Here is an 18945-nt window from a genome sequence, read left to right as displayed (position 1 = left end):
AATTCATTCTAAGGGCTGGACAGCGGGTGCGTTTGAGCCGCGCCATTTCTCCTCTGATGGCGACGACTCAACGCCATCAATGACACTTTCCCGAATCCCCACACTGCTTACCGCCGCCTGCCTGACCACCCCGGCCCTTGCCCAATCAAACGACCCCGATGCCTTGCGGGATGTCGTGGTCGAAGCCGCGAAGCGCGGCAATGCGGTCGCCAAAGCGGCCGAGGCCCCCACCAAAACCGACACCCCGCTCATCGAGACGCCGCAATCCGTCTCGGTCATCAGCCGGGCCGAAATCGAGCGGCGCGGTGCGCAAAGCGTGGCCGAGGCGCTGACTTATACACCGGGGGTGCTGGTTGGAGCGGGCGGGGAGGACAGCCGCTTCGACGACATCCTGATCCGCGGCTACGATGCGGGCAGTACCTCCACGAACATGTACCGGGACGGGCTGCGGGTACCGGCAGGCGGCCAGTGGACCCGGAGCCAATTCGATGTCTTCGGGCTGGAAAGCATCGAGGTGCTGAAAGGTCCCTCGGCGGTCCTGTTCGGCCAAGTGGCACCCGGCGGCCTGATCAACCAGACCAGCAAGCGCCCGACCTCCGATACGCGGGGCATGGTCTCCTCGCAGTATGGCAGCTTCGGCACCTGGCAACTCGCCGCGGACAGCAGCGGTCCTCTGGACACGGAGGGACGTTTCCTCTATCGGATCGCAGGCCTTTACCGGGACGGTGGCTCGCAGATCGACCATACCGACCTGGAGCGGAAGTTCATCGCGCCCTCCTTCACCTGGAACATCGGCGAGGACAGCTCCCTGACCCTGCTCGCCGCCTACCAGGAGGACCGCGGCGGTGCCACCTTCCAGTTCCTGCCGGTGGCCGGCACGCTCTATCCCGCGCCGCGCGGATTCATCCGCCGGGAGAACTTCCTCGGCGAGCCGGAGCACAATACCTTCGACCGCGACCAATGGTCGCTGGGCTACGAGTTCAAGCACCGCTTCAACGATGTCCTGAGCTTCCGCCAGAATGCCCGCTTCGCCGACAATAGCAGCTTTTACGAAGGCGTGGTGGGCGGCACCCGCGGGGCACTGCTCGAGCCGAATGCGAATGGAGACTGGACCCGCCGCGCGGTCCGCGGAATCGGCGACGCCCACAGCTTCTCCATCGATAGCCGGCTACAGGCCGACTTCAGCACCGGGCCGGTGGAGCACACGACCATCGCCGGCTTCGACTACTTGCGGGGCGCATGGACCCACCTGCGCACGGGCACGACCGTCCCTGCGATCAATATCTTCCTGCCGATCTACACCGGCATCCCGTCGACCGCGGTCTTCGCCAATCAGGTCGGCCAAGACACGGTGGAAAGCCAGAAGGGCGTCTACCTCCAAGAGCAGATGAAGTGGGGCGGCTGGCACCTCACGCTCGGCGGACGCTACGACAACTCGGACATCGGGCTGCTGAACACGATCACGAAAGCGACGACCATTACCGATTCGGACGCATGGACCGGCCGGGCGGGGCTGCTTTATCTCTTCGACTCCGGGATCGCGCCGTATGCGAGCTATGCCACCTCCTTCGAGCCGATCGCCGGCACGGACAAGAACGGCGCGCCCTTTGATCCCACGGAGGGTGAGCAGGTCGAAGTCGGCGTGAAATACGAGCCGAAGAGCTTCAACGCCCTCTTCACCGCCTCCGCCTTCCAGCTCGACCAGACCAACGTGCTCACGCTGGATCAAAGCGATCCGCTGTTCCAAGCGCAGACCGGCGAGATCGAACTGCGGGGTATCGAGCTTGAAGCGAAGGTGGCGCTGGCGGAAGGGCTGGCGATCACCGGTGGCTGGACCTTCATGGACTCCGAGATCAAGCGGAACAACAACGGCAACCAGGGCAATGACTTCGCCAACGTGCCGGATAATACCGGCTCGCTGTGGCTCGACTACACCATCCCATGCGGCCCGCTCGAGGGGCTCGGCCTGGGTACGGGAGTGCGCTACACCGGCGGTCGCTACGGCGACAATCCCAATGCCCTCTTCATCCCATCCTACACCCTCTTCGACGCGGCAATCCGCTACGATCTGGGCAAGCTTGCCAGCTCCCTGGAGGGAGCGGCGGTCTCGCTCACCGCAGCCAATCTGGCCGACAAGGTCTACGTCGCCAAAGCCGAGACCAACATCTCCGCGAACTACGGCCCGGGCCGCACCGTGAATCTCAACCTTAGCTACCGCTGGTAATGATCCGACACCTCACACTTCTCCTCGCCCTCGGAACCGCCGCTGTAACCAGCGCGCAAGAGGTTCCCGATCCCAAGCCTTACCAACTCGCCCGCAGCGAGGAATTCATCCTGAAGTCTGCCGCGGGTGCCGAATACCGGATCATGGTCGCCCTACCGCAGGAGCCGCCCCCACCGGGCGGCCATGCGGTGACCTATGTGCTCGATGGCGACGATCTTTTCCCCGTGCTGACCAGCTTGCTGCGCCTCCAGGCCGGGACGGGAAAGCTCTCGAAGCACAATGGCATCACGCCCGGGATCGTGGTCGGAATCGGCTACCCCGCCGAATCCCGCCGGGACTTCGACTACACCCTGCCCGCGCCTGCCGGCCCGCCGGAGACCTACCGCAATGGCAAGCCCTATCCGCCGCGGCCCGGTGGCGGGGCGGAGGCCTTCCTGAGCTTCCTGGAGAAGGATCTGCGGCCGGTGATCGAGAAACTCCACGCTCCGGACCGGAGCCGGCAGACCCTTCTGGGAAATGGCTACGGCGGGCTCCTCGCCCTGCACGTGCTCTTCACCCGTCCGGAGCTGTTCCAGACCTACATCGCCTCGAGTCCATCGATCTGGTGGAACGACCGCTACATCCTGCAGGAGGAGAAATCCTTCACGGAGAAGCTCGCCTCCAAGCCGGTCCAAGCAACCCTGGTGATGACGGTGGGCGAGCTGGAGCAATCCCTCACGCAGATCGAGGCCGCATGGCCGGAGGAGGAACGCGAGGAACACCGCCTGAAGATCACCCGCCGCAAGATGGTGGACAACACGCGGGAACTTGCATGGCGGCTGGAGGCTCTGGCGAAATCGGGATTGGAGACGGAGCTACGGATCTTCCCCGGCGAGAGCCACAAGTCCGTGGTGCCAATGGCAATCGGCCATGTCTTGCCCTATGCTTTTCCACCGGTGAAACGCTGAGGCTCAATCTCGTGCCGGGCCGGATTGGCAAGGAACCCAGTCCTGCGGATCGGGTTCATTGAAAGCCCGAGCCTCCGCGCGACGTTTCACGCCTGCCCCGTGTTCTTCCGTCCCGTCATCACACTCTTCCTTGCTTCCTCCCTGAGTGGGGTTGCGGATCCCTTTGCCGACAAGGCGACACCCTTGCTCTCAAGGTATTGCTACGACTGCCATGGCGAGAAGAAGCAGAAGGGCGGGATCGAGGTGCAGCACCTGGTCTCGACCGAGGCGGCTTTCCGCAACCACCGCTTCCTCGAAAACATCGCCAAGCAGGTGGAGGACGGCGACATGCCGCCGGATGACGAGGACAAGCTGCCGACGGATGAGGAACGCAAGGCGCTGGTTGCGGAGATCCGCAGCATCGTCCGGAAGCTGGAGAGCGGCGACTTCCCGCGGAACCCGGGCCGCAGCACGGTGCGCCGTCTCAACCGGAACGAGTATAACAACACGGTCCGCGATCTCTTCGGCATCGATTTCCAGCCGGGCAAGGATTTCCCCTCCGACGGAGCGGGCGGAGAGGGCTTCGACAATGTTGGCGATGCCCTCTTCGTCCAGCCTTCGCTGATGGAGAAGTATCTGGCGGCCTCCAAGAAGGTGGTGGCAGCGATCTACGAGGATCCGAAGCGGCGGGAGCGGGTATTCACGGCCAAGCCCGGTGACAAGGTCACGCCGGAGCAGGCGGCGCGCACGGTGCTGCTGACGCATGCCTCGCTGGCCTTCCGCAGGCGCGTGACGGACGAGGATCTGGCACCGCTGTTAGGAGCCTTCAACAAGCGGTTGGCGGGCGGCGAGTCCTACGAGGACGCCCTCCGGATGCCGCTGCAGGCGCTGCTGATGCACCCTTCCTTCCTCTTCCGGATGGAGGACGATCAGGCGGGCAAGAGCGACTGGAAGGTCGACGACTTCGAGTTGGCAACGCGGCTCTCGTATTTCCTGTGGGCCTCGATGCCCGACCGGCGGCTGCTCAAGCTGGCCGATGAAGGGAAGCTCTCGGAGCCTGCTACCTTGCGGGCGGAGACGCAGCGGATGATCGCCGATCCGCGCGCGGAATCGCTGGCGCGGCACTTCGCGGGGCAGTGGCTGGGCTTTGAGGAACTGCGGGAGAATGCCGAGCCGGACACCAAGCGCTTCCCAACCTTCACCCAGAGCCTGCGGGTCGCGATGTATCGCGAGTCGGTGGAGTTCTTCAACCATCTGGTCCAGGCGAACCGCCCGGCGAGCGAGTTGATCAACTCCAACTATACCTTCGCGAACGCGGAGCTGGCGAAGCACTACGGGATCGGCGGGGTAAGCGGCGGCCAGATGCAGAAGGTCTCGCTCACCGATCCGAATCGCGGCGGGGTCATCGGCCAGGCATCCATCCTAACGGCGACCTCGCTGCCGCTGCGGACCAGCCCGGTGAAGCGCGGCAAATGGATCCTCGATACCCTGTTGGGGACGCCGCCGCCACCGCCGCCGCCCGATGCCGGGGTCTTGCCGGGCGACGACAAATCGACCGCCGGCCTGTCCTTCCGCGAGACCCTCGAGATCCACCGCAAGAAGGCGAGCTGCGCCGGGTGTCACGCAAAGATCGACCCGCTCGGCTTCGGGCTGGAGAACTTCGATGCCATCGGCCGCTGGCGCACGGTGGATGCGAACGGCGAGCCGATCGACTCGAAGGCCACGCTGCCCGGGGACATCAGCTTTTCCACATCCGCGGAGTTGAAGAAGCTGCTCGAAGGTTCGGACGACCTTTTCCTTCGCAATCTCGCCCGGAAAATGCTTGGATACTCCTTGGGCCGGCCGCTCGAATACTACGACGAGCCGGTCATTTCGGAGTTGGTCGGGAAGCTCCGCAAGGAAGACCTGAAGATGCAGTCGCTGATCCTTTCCATCGTCGAATCCCAGCCTTTCCAGAACCGCAGCGCGAAACGCTAGGATCTTTAGTCATTAGTGCTTAGTCATTAGTAATTTCACTTCATGGCCAACATCCAATCCCAGAAATGGCTGATGCCGCGCCGCAGTTTCCTGCGCGGTGCCGGTGCCACGCTCGCGCTGCCCTTTCTCGAGGCGATGCGGCCGCTGATGGCGGCGGGCTCATCGGGCTCGCTGCCGATCCGGATCGCGCTGCTTTACATGCCGAACGGCGTGCGCGCGGACCGCTGGACGCCGGAGGGAAAGGGCAAGGGCTTCAAACTTTCGCCGATCCTCTCGCCGCTGGAGAAGCACAAGCAGGACCTGCTCGTTCTAACAGGCCTGCAGAACAAGGCTTCCTTCACCGGCGACGGCCACTACGTGAAGACCGGCGGCTGGCTGACCGGCACCACGATCACGAAGACCACCGGATCCGACATCGCGGCGGGTGCGATCTCGATGGACCAGATCGCCGCCCAGCAGCTCGGCAGGAATACCAAGCTGCCCTCGCTGGAGCTTGGCACGGAGCCGGTGGCCACCGGCATCGACACCAACGTCAACTACACCCGCCTCTACGCCTCGCACATCTCGTGGAAGACCTCGACGGTGCCGCTGCCCTGCGAGATCAATCCGCGCGTCGCCTTCGACCGTCTCTTCCGCAGCCGCTCGAAGGGCGGCGAAAAGCAGGCCGCCGATGACAAGTCGGTGCTCGATCTGGTGAGCAGCGATGCCAAGCGCCTGCAGGCCAAGCTCGGCCAGACGGACAAGAACAAGCTCGACCAATATCTCGAATCGATCCGCGAGATCGAGCGCCGGATCGAGGCCGAAGCCGCCACGCTCGGCGCCGGCGAGAACATGCCTCCGGAATTGCTCAAGCGTCTCGATGAGCTCGACAAGCGGATCTCGAAGGGCATGGGCAAGGCCTCGCGCGAGGAAGAGCTCAACTCACGCCCGCGCTTCGACCACGGCGAGCACTGCCGGATCATGATGGACCTGATGGTGATGGCCTTTTGGTCGGACTCCACCCGCGTGTCTTCCTTCATGTTTGGCAACGACGTGACGGGCCGGAACTTCTCTTTCCTGGAAGGCGTTAATGGCGGCCATCACGACCTCTCGCACCACAGCAATGACGTCAAGAAGCTCGACCAATACGAGCTGATCAACCGCTGGCACGTGGAGCAATACGGCTACATGCTCGATCGGATGAAGGAGATCAAGGAGGGCGATGGCAACCTGTTAGACCGCTCGATGGTCGCCTTCGGCTCGCCGATCCGGGATGGCAATGCGCATGATCCGAAGAACGTCCCGATCGTCGTAGCCGGCGGTTCGAAGGCCGGGCTAGCGAATGGGAGCCACGAGGTCTATGACGAAGGCACCCCGCTCTGCTCGCTCTGGCTGGGGATGCTGGAGAAAGCCGGTGTGAAGGCGAAGGATCTGGGCGATGCGACCGCGCCGCTGCGGGGCTTGGGCTGACTTGAGGCAAATCGCTTTCGCACGGACGGCTCTACCGCTGGGAGCGCGGAGCCACCGGCCCGCAGAACGGTCCAAGCGGGGACGAGAGCGAAGAGAGTCCGCAGCAAGGCAGCGGCGCTACCCATACACCCCGCGTGAGATACCCGGCAGCAAGGGATGCTTCTGCGGGCCAGAGGCCGCGCTCCCAGCGGCAGAACTCTCCTTGAGGCATCACGGGACGCTGCGAGTCACGAGCCGAGCCGTCCCCTCGCTCACGGATTCGCGCTCAGATGCATCGCCGCGCGGTGGGCCACCTGCGGCACGAAATTCTTCCAGTTCTCGTCCCCCTCCCCGATCATCTCGCGGATATCGCGGCCCGTGAAGCGCAGCAGGTCCTCATTGCCCACCGGGACCGAGCGGACGCGGCCGGTCTCCAGGAAATGCCGGTAGAGGCTGCGGCAATCCTCGGGTGGGATGAAGCTCTTGGCATCGACCATCTCGCCGGTCTTGCGGTTGCGCCAAGGGTAGACGTAGAGCGTCACCTGGTTCTTGAACAAGCGCCCGAAGGACTCCAGCAATCCACCCGCGAGATTCTCCGACCACTTCGCTTTGAAGAGTTCATTCAGCAAGCCGATGCTCAGGATGATCCCCACCGGCCGCTCGGTGTAGCGGCTCAGATACGCGGCGATGCGGTGGAACTCCGCGTAGCGCGAGACCAGAACGGTCTTGCCGAGCGACTGCAACGCGTCGCAGCGGTCGATGAAATCAACGTGGTCCACGGCCTTGCCACGGAGCAGGTTCAACATGGTCATCTCGCAGAGTTCGAGGGTGCGTTCGCCCTCGCCCGCTTCGAGCCGATCGCCGAAGGCCTCGCGGCCCTTTTCCAGCATCTGCAGGTGCAGCAGGCTCACCGGATCGAAGCTGCCGCGCAGCAGCAGGATGGGCCGCTTGTAGAGAGCCTCCGCCGCTTGCACCACCTCGCCGTCCGGCAGGAACATGGCGGCCTCGGTCAGGCCCGCTTCCACCAGTGCCAGCGAGCACAGGCGGTTGTCGAAGAATCCGTAGCCGTGGCCGTGGAATTTCAGCATGTCCACCTCCACCCGGTAGGGCCGCAAGTTCTCGACCAGGGAGGTCACGAAAAGGCCGAGGTGCCCACGGTGGCGGAAGGCGGCGTGAATGAGATTCACACCCACCGCGCCGAGAGCCTCCATCTGCTCGGCATTCGTGCCATCGAGCAGGCGGACGTGGATGAAGATATCCGAAGGCGGGTCGCCCGGCTTGAGCTGGAAGCGGATACCCAGCCAGCCGTGGCACTCGCCGGTGTCGAGGTAGCCGCGGGCGCGGACCGTATTGCAGAAAGAGAAGAAGGTCGTGTTCTCGCCACGCTTCGGTCCCAGCCGCTCCAGCAGGATGCCGAATTCGTGGTCGAGCATCTGCCGCAGGCGCTCGCGGGAGACATAACGCGAGCATTTGCCATAGATGGCGTCGCTCATCGTCATGTCGTAGGCGGAGATCGATTTCGCGACCATCCCCGCGGAGCCGGAAGCGCGGAAAAACCAGTTCGCGGTCTCTTGGCCGGCCCCGATCTCGGCGAAGGTACCGTAGATCCCGGGGTCGAGGTTCAGTTCCTGGGCTTTGTCGAAAGTCGTAGGCATGGAGTCAGGGTGGCGGCGGCTGCGTGCCGGCGAGATCGACCCAGTTCTCGGAGACGAGTTCCGCGATCTCCACCTGGTTGTCCGACGGTGCTTGCGGCGGGAACTTCAGCCGCAGCAACATCGGCTTCTTCGAGCCTCCTTCAAGCAGCGAGTTGATCCTTACATCAGTGGCGCTTCCACGTTCGGCGTAGCCGAAAATTCCCTGTTCGCCGTCCAGCGAATCAAGCCGGTAGGAGCGCCATTGAAGGTCGTCCTTGAAGCCGAAGTTGTAGTAATTCACCGGCGAGACGATCACGCGGAAGATCTTCGGCTCGGTCGGCCGTTCCTTCCGGAACTCCTCCCAAGGCAAGTCCGACCACGGGGCCCAGCTCTCCCAGTCCACCCGCCAGCCTTCCGCCTCGCGCACCAGCATCAGGTCGCGCAGTTCGAAGTCGCCCGTCCGCACCGGCACCACCACCAGTTCGCGGTCGTTTTGCACGATGTAGCGGTAACTATCGGCCATGCCGCCGAAGCCGGGGGCCTTGTAGGTCTTCCCTGCATACCATGCGGCGATCTCCGGTTTCACCTGCTCCGGGATGCGGACCCAGCGCAATAGCTCCTCCACGGTCGGGGCCTCCAGGAAATGCTGGGTCAGCGAATCGACCTGCAAGGCCAGATTCTCCGCCGGCAGCACCGCTTCCTTGGCTCCGGGCTCGGCCGGAGTTTCCACCCGTTCCTTTTGCACCACCGGCGTGCTCTTGTCGGAGGCCCGGGGCATGATCCACCAGGCGAATAGACCCAGGAGGAGCAGCGCGGGCAAACTGACCATCGCCAGCAGGCGCAGGGTCCCCGAACTTGCGGGTTCCGGCTCTTCTTCCCGGGCATGCGCATGCGCCTCCCCGCGCTCAATCACCAGCGGGGCGGGCGGATCGCCCTCGGCCGGCAAGCGCAGCATTCCCCGGCAGCCCGGGCACACCACTCCCCTCCCGTCGTGATCCCGCGCCACCCGGAACACGAAGCGGCAGGCCGGGCAGACGAAGCTATTCCAGCGCTTGGCCGATGTCGCAATTTCCACCACGCGGCGACAGTGGCCGCGGGAATCGCGACGCGCAAGGATTTGGATGCCGCGGCTGAGGGGCCCGGATTTGTCCGACAAATTCCGGGTCCGCGCGCGGGTCAAACCTTTTTGTATCTTCCTTTCCGCTTGTCAGTTAGAACGGATCATTCACCGTCCATACTAACACAACCCAACCCAATTCCGTGCAGCAGTTTTTGACCGACCAGGGGATCCGCCTCTCCCTCGTCCTCGGCGCCCTCGGCCTCGGGGCCGCCATTTTGTTGATCCGGTCCGTACTGGCCTGTTCCAGCGGGAACGAGCGCATGGCGGAAATCGCCGGAGCGGTGCAAGCAGGCGCGAAGGCCTACCTCAACCGCCAGCTGGTCACGGTGCTGATCATGGCGGCGCTGCTCTTCGTGGGCATCCTGATGCTGCGGGACAAGTGGACGGCGGGTGGTTTCGTCATCGGCGCGGTCTGCTCGCTGGCGGCCGGCTACATTGGCATGATGGTCGCGGTCCGGGCCAATGTCCGCACCGCCCAGGCGGCCTCGATCGGTCACCATCCCGCGCTGCGCGTGGCTTTCAATGGCGGCGCGGTCACCGGCCTGCTGGTCGTCGCGCTCGGCCTGCTTTCGGTGGGTGTCTTCTACCTCACGGTCCGGCAGCTCAGCGGCGAAACCAAGATCGCGATCGATTCCCTGGTCGGTCTCGCCCTCGGCAGTTCCCTCATCAGCGTTTTCGCCCGGCTCGGCGGCGGCATCTACACCAAGGCCGCGGATGTCGGAGCGGACCTCGTCGGCAAGATCGAGCAAAACCTCCAGGAGGACGATCCGCGCAATCCCGCAACCATCGCCGACAACGTGGGTGACAATGTCGGCGACTGCGCGGGCATGGCGGCCGACGTTTTCGAGACCTACGCCGTCAGCTTGATCGGCGCGGTGCTGGTCGGCTATCTGACCGCCGCGGGTCATGCCGTGCAGGCGATTGTTTACCCCTTCATCATTTGCGGGGTTTCGATCATCGGGGCGCTGCTGGGCATCGGCTTCGTGAATATCGCCCGCATCGAGGCCACCAAGGCCCTGATCGGCGGGGTGATTGTCAGCGGTCTGGTCTCCGCCGCGCTGCTCCACCCGGCCACTGGCGGCCTTTTCCCGGATGGGCTCGAGTTCTCCGGCAAGGTGGTTAGCTCCGCAGCCCTCTACAATTGCGTGCTGGTCGGCATTGTCCTGACCTTCGCCGCAGTCGCGATCACCAACTATTTCACCTCGACCAAGCACGGTCCGGTCAAGGCCCTCGCGAGATCCTGCGAAACGGGCCACGCCACGAACATCATCGCCGGCATCAGCACGGGCCACCACGCCACCGTGCTGCCGGTGCTGTGCATCGCCGCCTCCATCTGGTGGTGCCACGATCAGGCCGGCCTCTACGGCATCGCCATCGCCGTGGTCAGCATGCTCAGCCTCTCCGGCATCATCATCTCGCTCGATGCCTTCGGCCCGATCACCGACAACGCCGGCGGCATCGCGGTGATGAGCGGCCTGCCCGCCGAGGTCCGCAAGGTGACCGACGAACTCGACGCGGTTGGCAATACCATGAAGGCCGTCACCAAGGGCTACGCGATCGCCTCCGCCGGTCTCGCCGCGATGGTGCTCTTCGGGTCCTACGTGGAAGAGCTGAAAGCGGTCTTCAAGCAGGACTTCAAATTCGACCTGATGGATCCGCGGGTCATCATCGGTCTCTTCATCGGCGGCCTGCTGCCCTTCCCCTTCACCGCGCTTGCCATGGATGCCGTGGGCAGCGCCGCCGGGGCCGTGGTCAAGGAGGTCCGCCGCCAGATCAAGGCCTTTCCGGGCATCCTCAACGGCACCGAGGTCCCCGACTACAAGACCTGCGTGGACATCGTGACCAAGGCGGCACTGCGCAAGATGATCCTGCCGGCGCTGCTGCCGCTGGTCTTCGTCATCGCGGTCGCCTGGATCCCCGCCCTCGGCCCGGTCGCTCTCGGCGGCGTGCTGGTCGGCACGATCGTCACCGGCCTCTTCCTCGGCATCGCCATGACCTCGTCCGGCGGGGCTTGGGACAATGCCAAGAAATACGTGGAAGACGGCCACCACGGCGGCAAGGGCTCGCCCGCCCATCAAGCCGCCGTGACCGGCGATACCGTGGGCGATCCCTACAAGGACACCGCCGGCCCGGCCGTGAACCCGATGATCAAGGTCGTCAACATCCTGGCGATCCTGATCATCCCTCTGCTGGCACGCTGACAAGGAGTTCCGCCCGCCGGGCACGCCGCCTTCACCTCCCTATCTCCCTGACTTTCAGAAGTTGAATGAGGGCATCGCGAGAGGGCCATCAAAGTGCCTTGCGGACCCGGGAAAGTCGGCTTTAGTTCGGTTTCCTCAAACGATGCTGTTCCGCACCTTGGCACCCGAAACCAATATCCGCTCTCGTTCCGTCCACGACAAGCGGCCCTACAACGTCGCGGTCCTGATCACCCTGCTCCACTATCTCTGTGTAGTGGCTTTGATTACCTCGATGGTCATCGTCTTCCTCAATCCCAAGCAGGATTCGATGCAGCCGCTGGTGATCTCGGCCGTCGGCAGCGGCGTCACCTGGCTGATCGCCTATCTCAAGCGCCGCTCCGCCCGCTGCCCGCTCTGCAAGGGCTCACCGCTGGTCGATACCGGAGCCTCCAAGCATGCGAAAGCCTACCGCCTGAAGCCGCTGAATTATGGCAGCACCGCCGTCGTGGGCATCCTCTTCCTCCACCGCTTCCGCTGCATGTACTGCGGCACTCCCTACGATCTGCTCAAGAAGCCCTCGCACCTGAGGTAGGAAAGTTCCAAGTAAGAAGGGCCAAGTGCCAAGGGGACGAAGTTCCAAGTAGGAAGTGCAAGTGCCAAGGAACAGCCTCTTGGTGCTCGGCCGGAGGCTTTTCCTGCCTTCCTTGGAACTTGGTCCTTTTAACTTGGAACTTCCACTCCCTCGCGTGCTTCCGCGATAAACGGATGTGGAGCCGCGGGCGCTAGACGTTTGCCGCAGGATTCGTCATACACTGGACCATGCCCAATCCCTGGACCGGAAAAGGAAATCCCTACACCCGCAGCGAAGTTCTCGAACGCCTGCACGACACGCTCTCGAAGGGCCTTCCGGTGATCGCGGCCGGCGCCGGCACCGGCATCAGCGCCAAGTTCATCGAGAAAGGCGGTGCCGACCTGATCATCATCTACAATTCCGGGCGCTTCCGCATGGCCGGCCACGGCTCGACCGCCGGTCTGATGGCCTATGGCGATGCGAACGCGGTGGCGATGGAGATCGGCGAATACGAGGTCCTGCCGATCGTCGAGGAAATCCCGGTGATCTGCGGCGTCCATGCCACCGACCCGCGCCGCCGGATGTGGCACTGGCTTGGCAAGGTCAAGGACATGGGCTTCAGCGGCGTGAACAACTTCCCCACCCACTGCATCATCGATGGCAAATTCCGCCAGATCCTCGAGGAAACCGGGATGAGCGTGAAGAAGGAGTTCGAGATGGTCGCCCTGGCGCGGAAGATGGATCTCTTCAGCATCGTCTATGTCGATGCCCCGGAGGAGGCCAAGGCGATGGCCGAGGCCGGCGCGGATGTGATCATCGCCCATGTCGGCACGACGGTCGGCGGATCGGTCGGCGTGGTCGATGCAACCATGTCCCTGGCGGAAGCGGCGAAGCGCACCCAGCTCATCATCGATGCCGGCCGCACGGTGCGCGATGACATCATCTACCTCAGCCATGGCGGCCCGATCAATTCGCCGGAAGACGCCGCCTACATCAACGAGCACACCGATGCCGTCGGCTTCGTGGGCGCTTCGTCGCTGGAGCGGATGGCGGTGGAGCAATCGCTCACCAAGTTGACCGAGGAGTTCAAAGCGATTCCGGTGAAGCGGAAACACTAGGAGAATGACGAATGGCGAATTCCCGAATGACGAATGAAGTGTCGTTTGGAAAGCTCATCAGGAAGTCATTCGACATTCGGAAATTCTAAATTCGTCATTGCTGTTCCATGGCTACCATCGCGGTTCTCGGCACGCTGGATTCAAAGGGTGAGGAACACGCCTTCGTCGCCGGCCTCATCCGCCGGCGCGGTCATGCTGCACTCTTGATTGACGTGGGCAGCGGTGGTCCGCCGGTGGTCGCCCCGGATGTCACGCGGGAGGAAGTCGCCGCCGCCGCGGGACTGGACCTCGCGCCCCTGTTGGCCAAGCAGGACCGGGGCGAGTGCGTGGTCGCCATGTCGCAGGCGGCACCGGTCCTGATCGCCAGGCTCGCGGCGGAGAAGCGGATCGACGGCATCATCTCCCTCGGCGGCGGTGGTGGCACCGCCATCGCCACCGCGGCCATGCGCGCACTGCCGCTCGGCTTCCCGAAGCTGATGGTCTCGACCTTGGCCAGTGGCAATACCGCCCACTACCTCGGTACTAAGGACATCGTAATGATGCCGAGCATCGCCGATGTGGCAGGTCTCAACCGTCTCTCGCGCGTGATCTTCACCCGCGCCGCCGGGGCGATCTGCGGGATGGTCGAGGCCCAGGCCGAGATCGAGACCGCCGCCGCCAAGCCGCTGGTGGTGGCGAGCATGTTCGGCAATACCACCGCCTGCGTCACCGAGGCCAAGCGCATCATCGAGGACGCGGGCTACGAGGTGCTGGTCTTCGCCGCGACCGGCGCGGGAGGGCGCTCGATGGAAGCGCTCATCGAGAGCGGCATGGTCGGCGGGGTCCTCGACATCACCACCACCGAATGGGCGGACGAGCTGGCCGGCGGCGTCCTGAGCGCCGGGCCGGATCGACTCGACGCCGCGGCCAGGGCGAAGGTTCCCGCCGTCATCGTGCCCGGCTGCCTGGACATGGTGAATTTCGGCGAGCGCAATTCCGTCCCCCAAAAATACTCGGAGCGCCGCTTCTACATCCACAATCCGCAGGTCACCCTGATGCGGACCACACCGGAGGAATGCACGGCACTCGGCCGGATCCTCGCGGAAAAGACCAATGCCTACACCGCCCCCGCCGCGATCTTGATTCCCTGCAAGGCCATCAGCGTCATCAGCGCCCCCGGCCAGCCCTTCCACGATGCCGCGGCCGACGAAGCACTTTTTGCGGCGATCCGCGCCCACGCGCACCAATCTGTAGAAGAATACGATTTGAAGATCAATGATCCGGCCTTTGCCAAGGCCTGCGCGGAGAAGCTGTTAGAGTGCATGCAGGCGAATGGCACCTCCGATGGCAGGGACAACTCTCCGAGCGGTCCGGCTGGGGGCGGCCACTTTTCAAGCAGCGGCCTCTCCTGATCCCACCGGTCGTCGCCGCCTGCAAATGGCAGGGACCGCGCTCCGAGCGGCCCGGCTGATGGCGTGGACCTAATTGGAAGCCGCATCGAAACGAGTATCGGGCCGCCCCCCGCCGACCTTTCGGAGAAAGATCCCTACCCTCACGTCAGCCGCTCCCACGCCGCGCGGGCCGCATGACGCGCTTCTTCCCAGGTGAGCCGGGAAGCGCCTTTCTCGCGCTCCCAATCCGCGGCGAGAGCGGCCTCATGCTCCTCGCTCCAAATCCCGGACCCCGGCGGCCTTTCTGAGCCCAGACGGAATGCATTCTCATAGTCCCCGAAGTCATACTCCGGCTTGTAGAAGGCTTGGCTGCGATAGTGGTCGCGCCAGTAGTCCTCGTGTGCTGCCCAGCCGCCAGCCCCAACGAGCTTCCCGACCGCAGCCCCGGCGGCAGCACCCGCGAGGGCTCCGGCAATCGTGCCTCCGGGACCGGCCAACGAGCCGACCACACCGCCGAGGATCGCGCCTCCGGCACCACCGAAGGCCATTCCGGCGCCATTGGCATCCCGATCTTTGGCCGGGCTCTGGGTGGGGTCCTCTTCCGGTTTGATCACGGTTTTCATGGGTCACCTCCAGCGCACGGCATGCCCAAGCCCCCGCGATGGCCGCGATCCTTGAGGCCAAGCGGTTTACCGCTTGGTTCGCCCCCGGGGGAATCATGCCCGGGGTGCAAATACGGGCCGCGGAGCGTGCAATTTGCGCCGCGGTAGATCCGCTCAACCGAACATGCCCTTGACCTTGTCGAGCAGACCGCCACCGAGGGCGGAAAAATCGGGCGTTTGCCCGGCCAGAAGGGAGTCGACCGCTCCTTGGTATTCGGCAGGGAGCTTCGATTTGACGAATTCCGCCACGGTTTTGATCGCACCGTCCACCTGCTCCGGGCTCAGGCCGAGGGCAGTGAGTCGCTCTTTGAGTTCGTTCATGGCTGGCTTTTAGTTAGTACCGGGAACAGGACTCGAACCTGCACGCCTTGCGGTGCCTGAACCTAAATCAGGTGCGTCTACCAATTCCGCCATCCCGGCAATGTTGCGACCGCAGTTCTATGCGAACACGCCGCGGGCGGGAAAGCAGAATCTGGCAAGAAGAACTCTTCACTCATTCGCTGCGGGAAACGATACGTGCCGTCGCGTACCCCGCATCATAAATGGAAAAGCCGCTTTCGTCCTCGGAAATGCGTGTTAGACATCAAGCCATGGCCAGTCGCAAAAAGAACTCATCGAAAGCCCGACGCTATACCGTCAAGGAGAAGGAGGATATCCTCCGTTATGTCGAAAGCGTGAACTCGAAACAAGGCCGCGGCGGCCAGACCGCAGCGGTGAAGAAGTTCGGCATCTCGGCTCTCACCATCTCCACTTGGATGCGCAGTCATGCCAATGGCACCGGCGGGATAAAGACCTCCGCCAAGGGCGTCGGCGGCGTTCTCGCCAAGCTCGGGGCCCTGCACGCGGAGATCGCAGCAAAGGAAAAGCAACTCGCCGCGATGCAGGCGGAGTTCGCGAAGTTGAAGTCGTCGATATGATTTAGAATGTCGGTCGTTCCGCAGCCCCCACTGCGGGCCGCGATCGCATGATAGCCTTTCCCGCCGGCCCCACGGCCGCCGGGATGCCTGACCGGGAGAGGACCGCCGTATCAGGCGGGCGAGCTTCGCCCCGCGGATGCCGGACGAGGCGGATTCGCGATAATGAATCGGAGAGCGGGGTGCTTGATATGAGATGCCTCTGCATCCGCCGAGAAAGGCAGGGACCCTTCTCCGAAAGGTCCGGCTGGGCACGGCCCAAAGCCTAGCTCCGATCCCGATTCATAGAAGACCGCCGCGATCCGCCGGACCGCTCGGAGAGCGGTCCCTGCCATACGATTGTCCCCTCAACCCCGCTCCTCCAGCCACCGCCGGAGCTGGTTGAGATCCGCCGGCTTCACCAGATGCTCGTCAAATCCGGAGTTCGTGGCGCGATCCCGGTCCTCGCTGCTGCCATAGCCTGTCAGTGCGACCAGAAAGGCTCCGGCAAGCGAAGGCATCTGGCGGAGCTGGCGGGCCACCTCGTAGCCGTCCATCCCGGGCAGGCCGATGTCGAGCAAGACCACCTCCGGCCGGAAATCCGCAGCGGCCAGGATGGCAGCCGGACCGTCATGGGCCACACAGGTCTTGTGCCCTGACAATTCCTGCAAGAGCGCCATGCTTTCGGCGGAGTCGCGGTTGTCATCCACGATCAACATCCGAAGGCCCTTGCGCGGCACACGCTCGGGAACCGGCGCCGTCGCCATGCGGGCCGGACCCTCATGGACCGGCAGGCGGACCGCGAATTCGCAGCCGTGTCCCAAGCCATCGCTGTGCGCCGCGATGCTCCCGTCATGCATCGCCACCAGCCGCTGCACGATCGTCAGGCCGATGCCGAGCCCCCCGTGCGCGCGGTCCAGCGTCCGGCTGGATTGCACGAAGAGATCGAAGATCCGCGGCAGCAGCTCGGGGTCGATGCCAGCACCGTCATCCGCCACCCGCACCAGCACCTCGCCGCCGCCGGGCGCGAGCTCCGCTTTCAACGAGATATGGCAGCCGGCGCCGGCATACTTCGCCGCGTTGCCTAACAGATTCCCGAAAACCTGCTCCAGCCGCGTCGGGTCCGCGTGCAGATACACCGGCAGCTGCGGCATCGAGGTCGTCAGCTCCTGCCCCTGGGCAGTACAAGCGGGACGCACCGAACTCGCCGCGGAAGTCAGCACGCTCTCTAACAGCACCGTCTGCTTGCGCAGCTCGATCTTGCCTTCGGTGATCCGCGAGACATCGAGCAGGTCATCGATCATCCGGCTCATGTTCTCGATCTGACGGCGGATCATGCGCTGGGCCGTGGCGCGTTCGTGCGGCTGGGTGTCGTCCACCTGCAGGATCGCGGCGGCATTCCGCAGCGGGGCCAGCGGATTGCGCAGCTCGTGGGCCAGCATCGCCAGGAACTCGTCCTTGCGGCGGTCCGCTTTCTCAAGCTGCTTGGCCTGCTCGACCAGAGCGTCCTCCAGCTTGCGCTGCTCGGTCACGTCCTTGAAGTACCACACCACCCCGTGTCCGCCACCCGGCAGGGTCAGTCGCTGGACCTCCCAGTCGTAGGATTCCACCTCACCGGTGTCCATGCGCCGGTGGGTGAAGCGCGGCGAGACGTAGCGCTTTCCCGTCTCCAAGGTACGTCGGAAAATCGCGGTGATCTCTGCGCCGAGCTCCGGCCCCCAGAGGATCTCCATCGTCTGGGACAACGGCCGGCCGATCAGCGGCTCCGCGGCGGCGAAGATCGAGCGCGCCCCGGCATTTACTTGCTGTGTGCAGAGCTGGCTATCCACCACGTGGACCCCGCCCGGTGCCTGGCGGATGATATTCACGAAGAGCGCCTCGTTCCGCCGCAGCGCATCTTCCGCCTCCTTGCGCCGGGTGATGTCGTTGAAGACGACCGCCACCGTAGCCTGTTCCGGATCGCCGATCCGCATCGCATAGAGATCGTACCAACGCCCGATCGATGGCGCTTCCCGCTCGAAGCGCACCGCCTCGCCGCTGAGAGCCACCTCACCATAGATGCGGTACCATTCATCCTCCTGCCCCGGCATCAGCTCGCGCGAAGTCTTGCCGATCACATCCTCCAAGCCGGTCTGCGTCTTGAAGGAGGGATTGGTCTCCAGGAAGCGGTAGTCATAGGCCTCCCCCGCTTCGTCGAAGAGCACCTCGACCACGCAAAAGCCTTCGTCGATCGAGTTGAAGAGCGTGCGGTAGCGTTCCTCGGAGGATCGCAGCGCTTCCTCCGCATACCGCCGCCCGGTGATATCCCGGATCACCGCCAGCAGGCCGCCCGGTTCGCCCTCGCGGTCGATCATCCGGCTCACGGAGGATTCCACATGCAAACGCCGGCCGTCGCGGCAGATATGGATGTTCTCGCCGCGCCAGTGACCGGTCGTATTGATCTCGGCATGCGCCGCCGCCTCATCCTCCGGACGTAGCCACAGGAATTCGTAGATGTCCTTGATCGGCCGGCCCAGCGCCTCAGTGGCCGGCACCCCGTACTGCTCTTCCGCCGCGGCATTGAAATAGATCACCCGGTATTCGGTATCCAGCGCCACCACCGCCTCGCTGACCTTCGAGAGGATGTCGCTGCGGAAGCGGTTCGACTCCATATCCGCGCCTTGCAGGATGAAAACCTGCGGCCCCGGTCCCCCGTCCACGATCAGGCCGTCCACCTCGCCGGTGCGGATCGCGCGCAATGTGTCTTCCGCCTCCTCCAGGCGCGAGCGCAGGTCCGCGTTTTCCGCCCGCAGCGCGGCCTCCGCGCTACTTGCCTCATCGATGGGCGGGTGACTCGCCATTC

Annotated in this window: 14 protein-coding genes and 1 tRNA gene; 9 read left to right on the top strand and 6 right to left on the bottom strand. The window is 64.2% G+C overall.

Features of this window, described 5'->3' with window-relative positions; translation table 11 throughout:
- Positions 1–79: 79 nt before the first annotated feature.
- The 4 genes from ABWK72_RS23985 to ABWK72_RS23970 all read left to right on the top strand — a co-directional run bounded on the left by ABWK72_RS23985 (position 80) and on the right by ABWK72_RS23970 (position 6576).
- The gene (locus ABWK72_RS23985) at positions 80–2224 is read left to right on the top strand and encodes a TonB-dependent siderophore receptor (RefSeq protein ID WP_367872107.1); all 2145 of its coding nucleotides are present in this window, start codon (positions 80–82) and stop codon (positions 2222–2224) included.
- Positions 2224–3171 carry an alpha/beta hydrolase gene (locus ABWK72_RS23980; RefSeq protein ID WP_367872106.1) on the top strand — a complete coding sequence of 316 codons (948 nt, stop codon included), beginning with the start codon at positions 2224–2226 and terminating at the stop codon, positions 3169–3171. Before ABWK72_RS23985 ends, ABWK72_RS23980 begins: the two co-directional genes overlap by 1 nt.
- Positions 3172–3270: 99 nt before the next feature.
- Positions 3271–5127 carry a DUF1592 domain-containing protein gene (locus tag ABWK72_RS23975; RefSeq protein WP_367872105.1) on the top strand — a complete coding sequence of 619 codons (1857 nt, stop codon included), beginning with the start codon at positions 3271–3273 and terminating at the stop codon, positions 5125–5127.
- A 42-nt stretch (positions 5128–5169) separates the two neighbouring features.
- Positions 5170–6576, top strand: a complete 1407-nt coding sequence (locus tag ABWK72_RS23970; protein ID WP_367872104.1) for a DUF1552 domain-containing protein — start codon at positions 5170–5172, stop codon at positions 6574–6576.
- A 251-nt stretch (positions 6577–6827) separates the two neighbouring features.
- Here ABWK72_RS23970 and ABWK72_RS23965 read toward each other — a convergent pair whose 3' ends face one another.
- Both ABWK72_RS23965 and ABWK72_RS23960 read right to left on the bottom strand, forming a co-directional pair.
- On the bottom strand, positions 6828–8210 hold the full coding sequence (locus ABWK72_RS23965) for a TonB-dependent receptor (RefSeq protein ID WP_367872103.1): 1383 nt from the start codon (positions 8208–8210) through the stop codon (positions 6828–6830).
- 4 nt (positions 8211–8214) lie between these two features.
- The gene (locus tag ABWK72_RS23960; protein ID WP_367872102.1) at positions 8215–9264 is read right to left on the bottom strand and encodes a hypothetical protein; all 1050 of its coding nucleotides are present in this window, start codon (positions 9262–9264) and stop codon (positions 8215–8217) included.
- A 185-nt stretch (positions 9265–9449) separates the two neighbouring features.
- On the opposite strand from ABWK72_RS23960, the gene ABWK72_RS23955 reads away from it, so the two are divergent.
- The 4 genes from ABWK72_RS23955 (at position 9450) to ABWK72_RS23940 (ending at position 14569) form a co-directional block, all read left to right on the top strand.
- On the top strand, positions 9450–11510 hold the full coding sequence (locus ABWK72_RS23955) for a sodium-translocating pyrophosphatase (RefSeq protein ID WP_367872101.1): 2061 nt from the start codon (positions 9450–9452) through the stop codon (positions 11508–11510).
- 142 nt (positions 11511–11652) lie between these two features.
- Complete coding sequence (locus ABWK72_RS23950; protein ID WP_367872100.1) at positions 11653–12081, top strand: hypothetical protein; 429 nt, start codon at positions 11653–11655, stop codon at positions 12079–12081.
- Between the two features lie 227 nt (positions 12082–12308).
- Positions 12309–13178 carry a phosphoenolpyruvate hydrolase family protein gene (locus tag ABWK72_RS23945; protein WP_367872099.1) on the top strand — a complete coding sequence of 290 codons (870 nt, stop codon included), beginning with the start codon at positions 12309–12311 and terminating at the stop codon, positions 13176–13178.
- Positions 13179–13285: 107 nt separating this feature from the next.
- On the top strand, positions 13286–14569 hold the full coding sequence (locus tag ABWK72_RS23940; protein ID WP_367872098.1) for a Tm-1-like ATP-binding domain-containing protein: 1284 nt from the start codon (positions 13286–13288) through the stop codon (positions 14567–14569).
- A gap of 140 nt (positions 14570–14709) precedes the next feature.
- On the opposite strand, the gene ABWK72_RS23935 is transcribed toward ABWK72_RS23940, so the two are convergent.
- The 3 genes from ABWK72_RS23935 to ABWK72_RS23925 all read right to left on the bottom strand — a co-directional run bounded on the left by ABWK72_RS23935 (position 14710) and on the right by ABWK72_RS23925 (position 15630).
- A complete protein-coding gene (locus ABWK72_RS23935; protein WP_367872097.1) occupies positions 14710–15171 on the bottom strand; it encodes a hypothetical protein in 462 nt (153 codons plus the stop codon).
- 153 nt (positions 15172–15324) lie between these two features.
- Complete coding sequence (locus tag ABWK72_RS23930) at positions 15325–15531, bottom strand: DUF2267 domain-containing protein (protein WP_367872096.1); 207 nt, start codon at positions 15529–15531, stop codon at positions 15325–15327.
- A 17-nt stretch (positions 15532–15548) separates the two neighbouring features.
- A tRNA-Leu gene (locus ABWK72_RS23925) sits at positions 15549–15630 on the bottom strand.
- Between the two features lie 170 nt (positions 15631–15800).
- Between ABWK72_RS23925 and ABWK72_RS23920 the strand changes: the two genes are divergently transcribed.
- A complete protein-coding gene (locus ABWK72_RS23920) occupies positions 15801–16127 on the top strand; it encodes a hypothetical protein (protein ID WP_367872095.1) in 327 nt (108 codons plus the stop codon).
- A gap of 344 nt (positions 16128–16471) precedes the next feature.
- On the opposite strand, the gene ABWK72_RS23915 is transcribed toward ABWK72_RS23920, so the two are convergent.
- The gene (locus tag ABWK72_RS23915) at positions 16472–18943 is read right to left on the bottom strand and encodes a PAS domain-containing protein (protein WP_367872094.1); all 2472 of its coding nucleotides are present in this window, start codon (positions 18941–18943) and stop codon (positions 16472–16474) included.
- Positions 18944–18945: the final 2 nt, after the last annotated feature.

This window comes from Luteolibacter sp. Populi (genome assembly GCF_040801775.1).
GTDB lineage: Bacteria > Verrucomicrobiota > Verrucomicrobiia > Verrucomicrobiales > Akkermansiaceae > Haloferula.
This window is presented reverse-complemented; position numbering and strand designations above follow the sequence as displayed.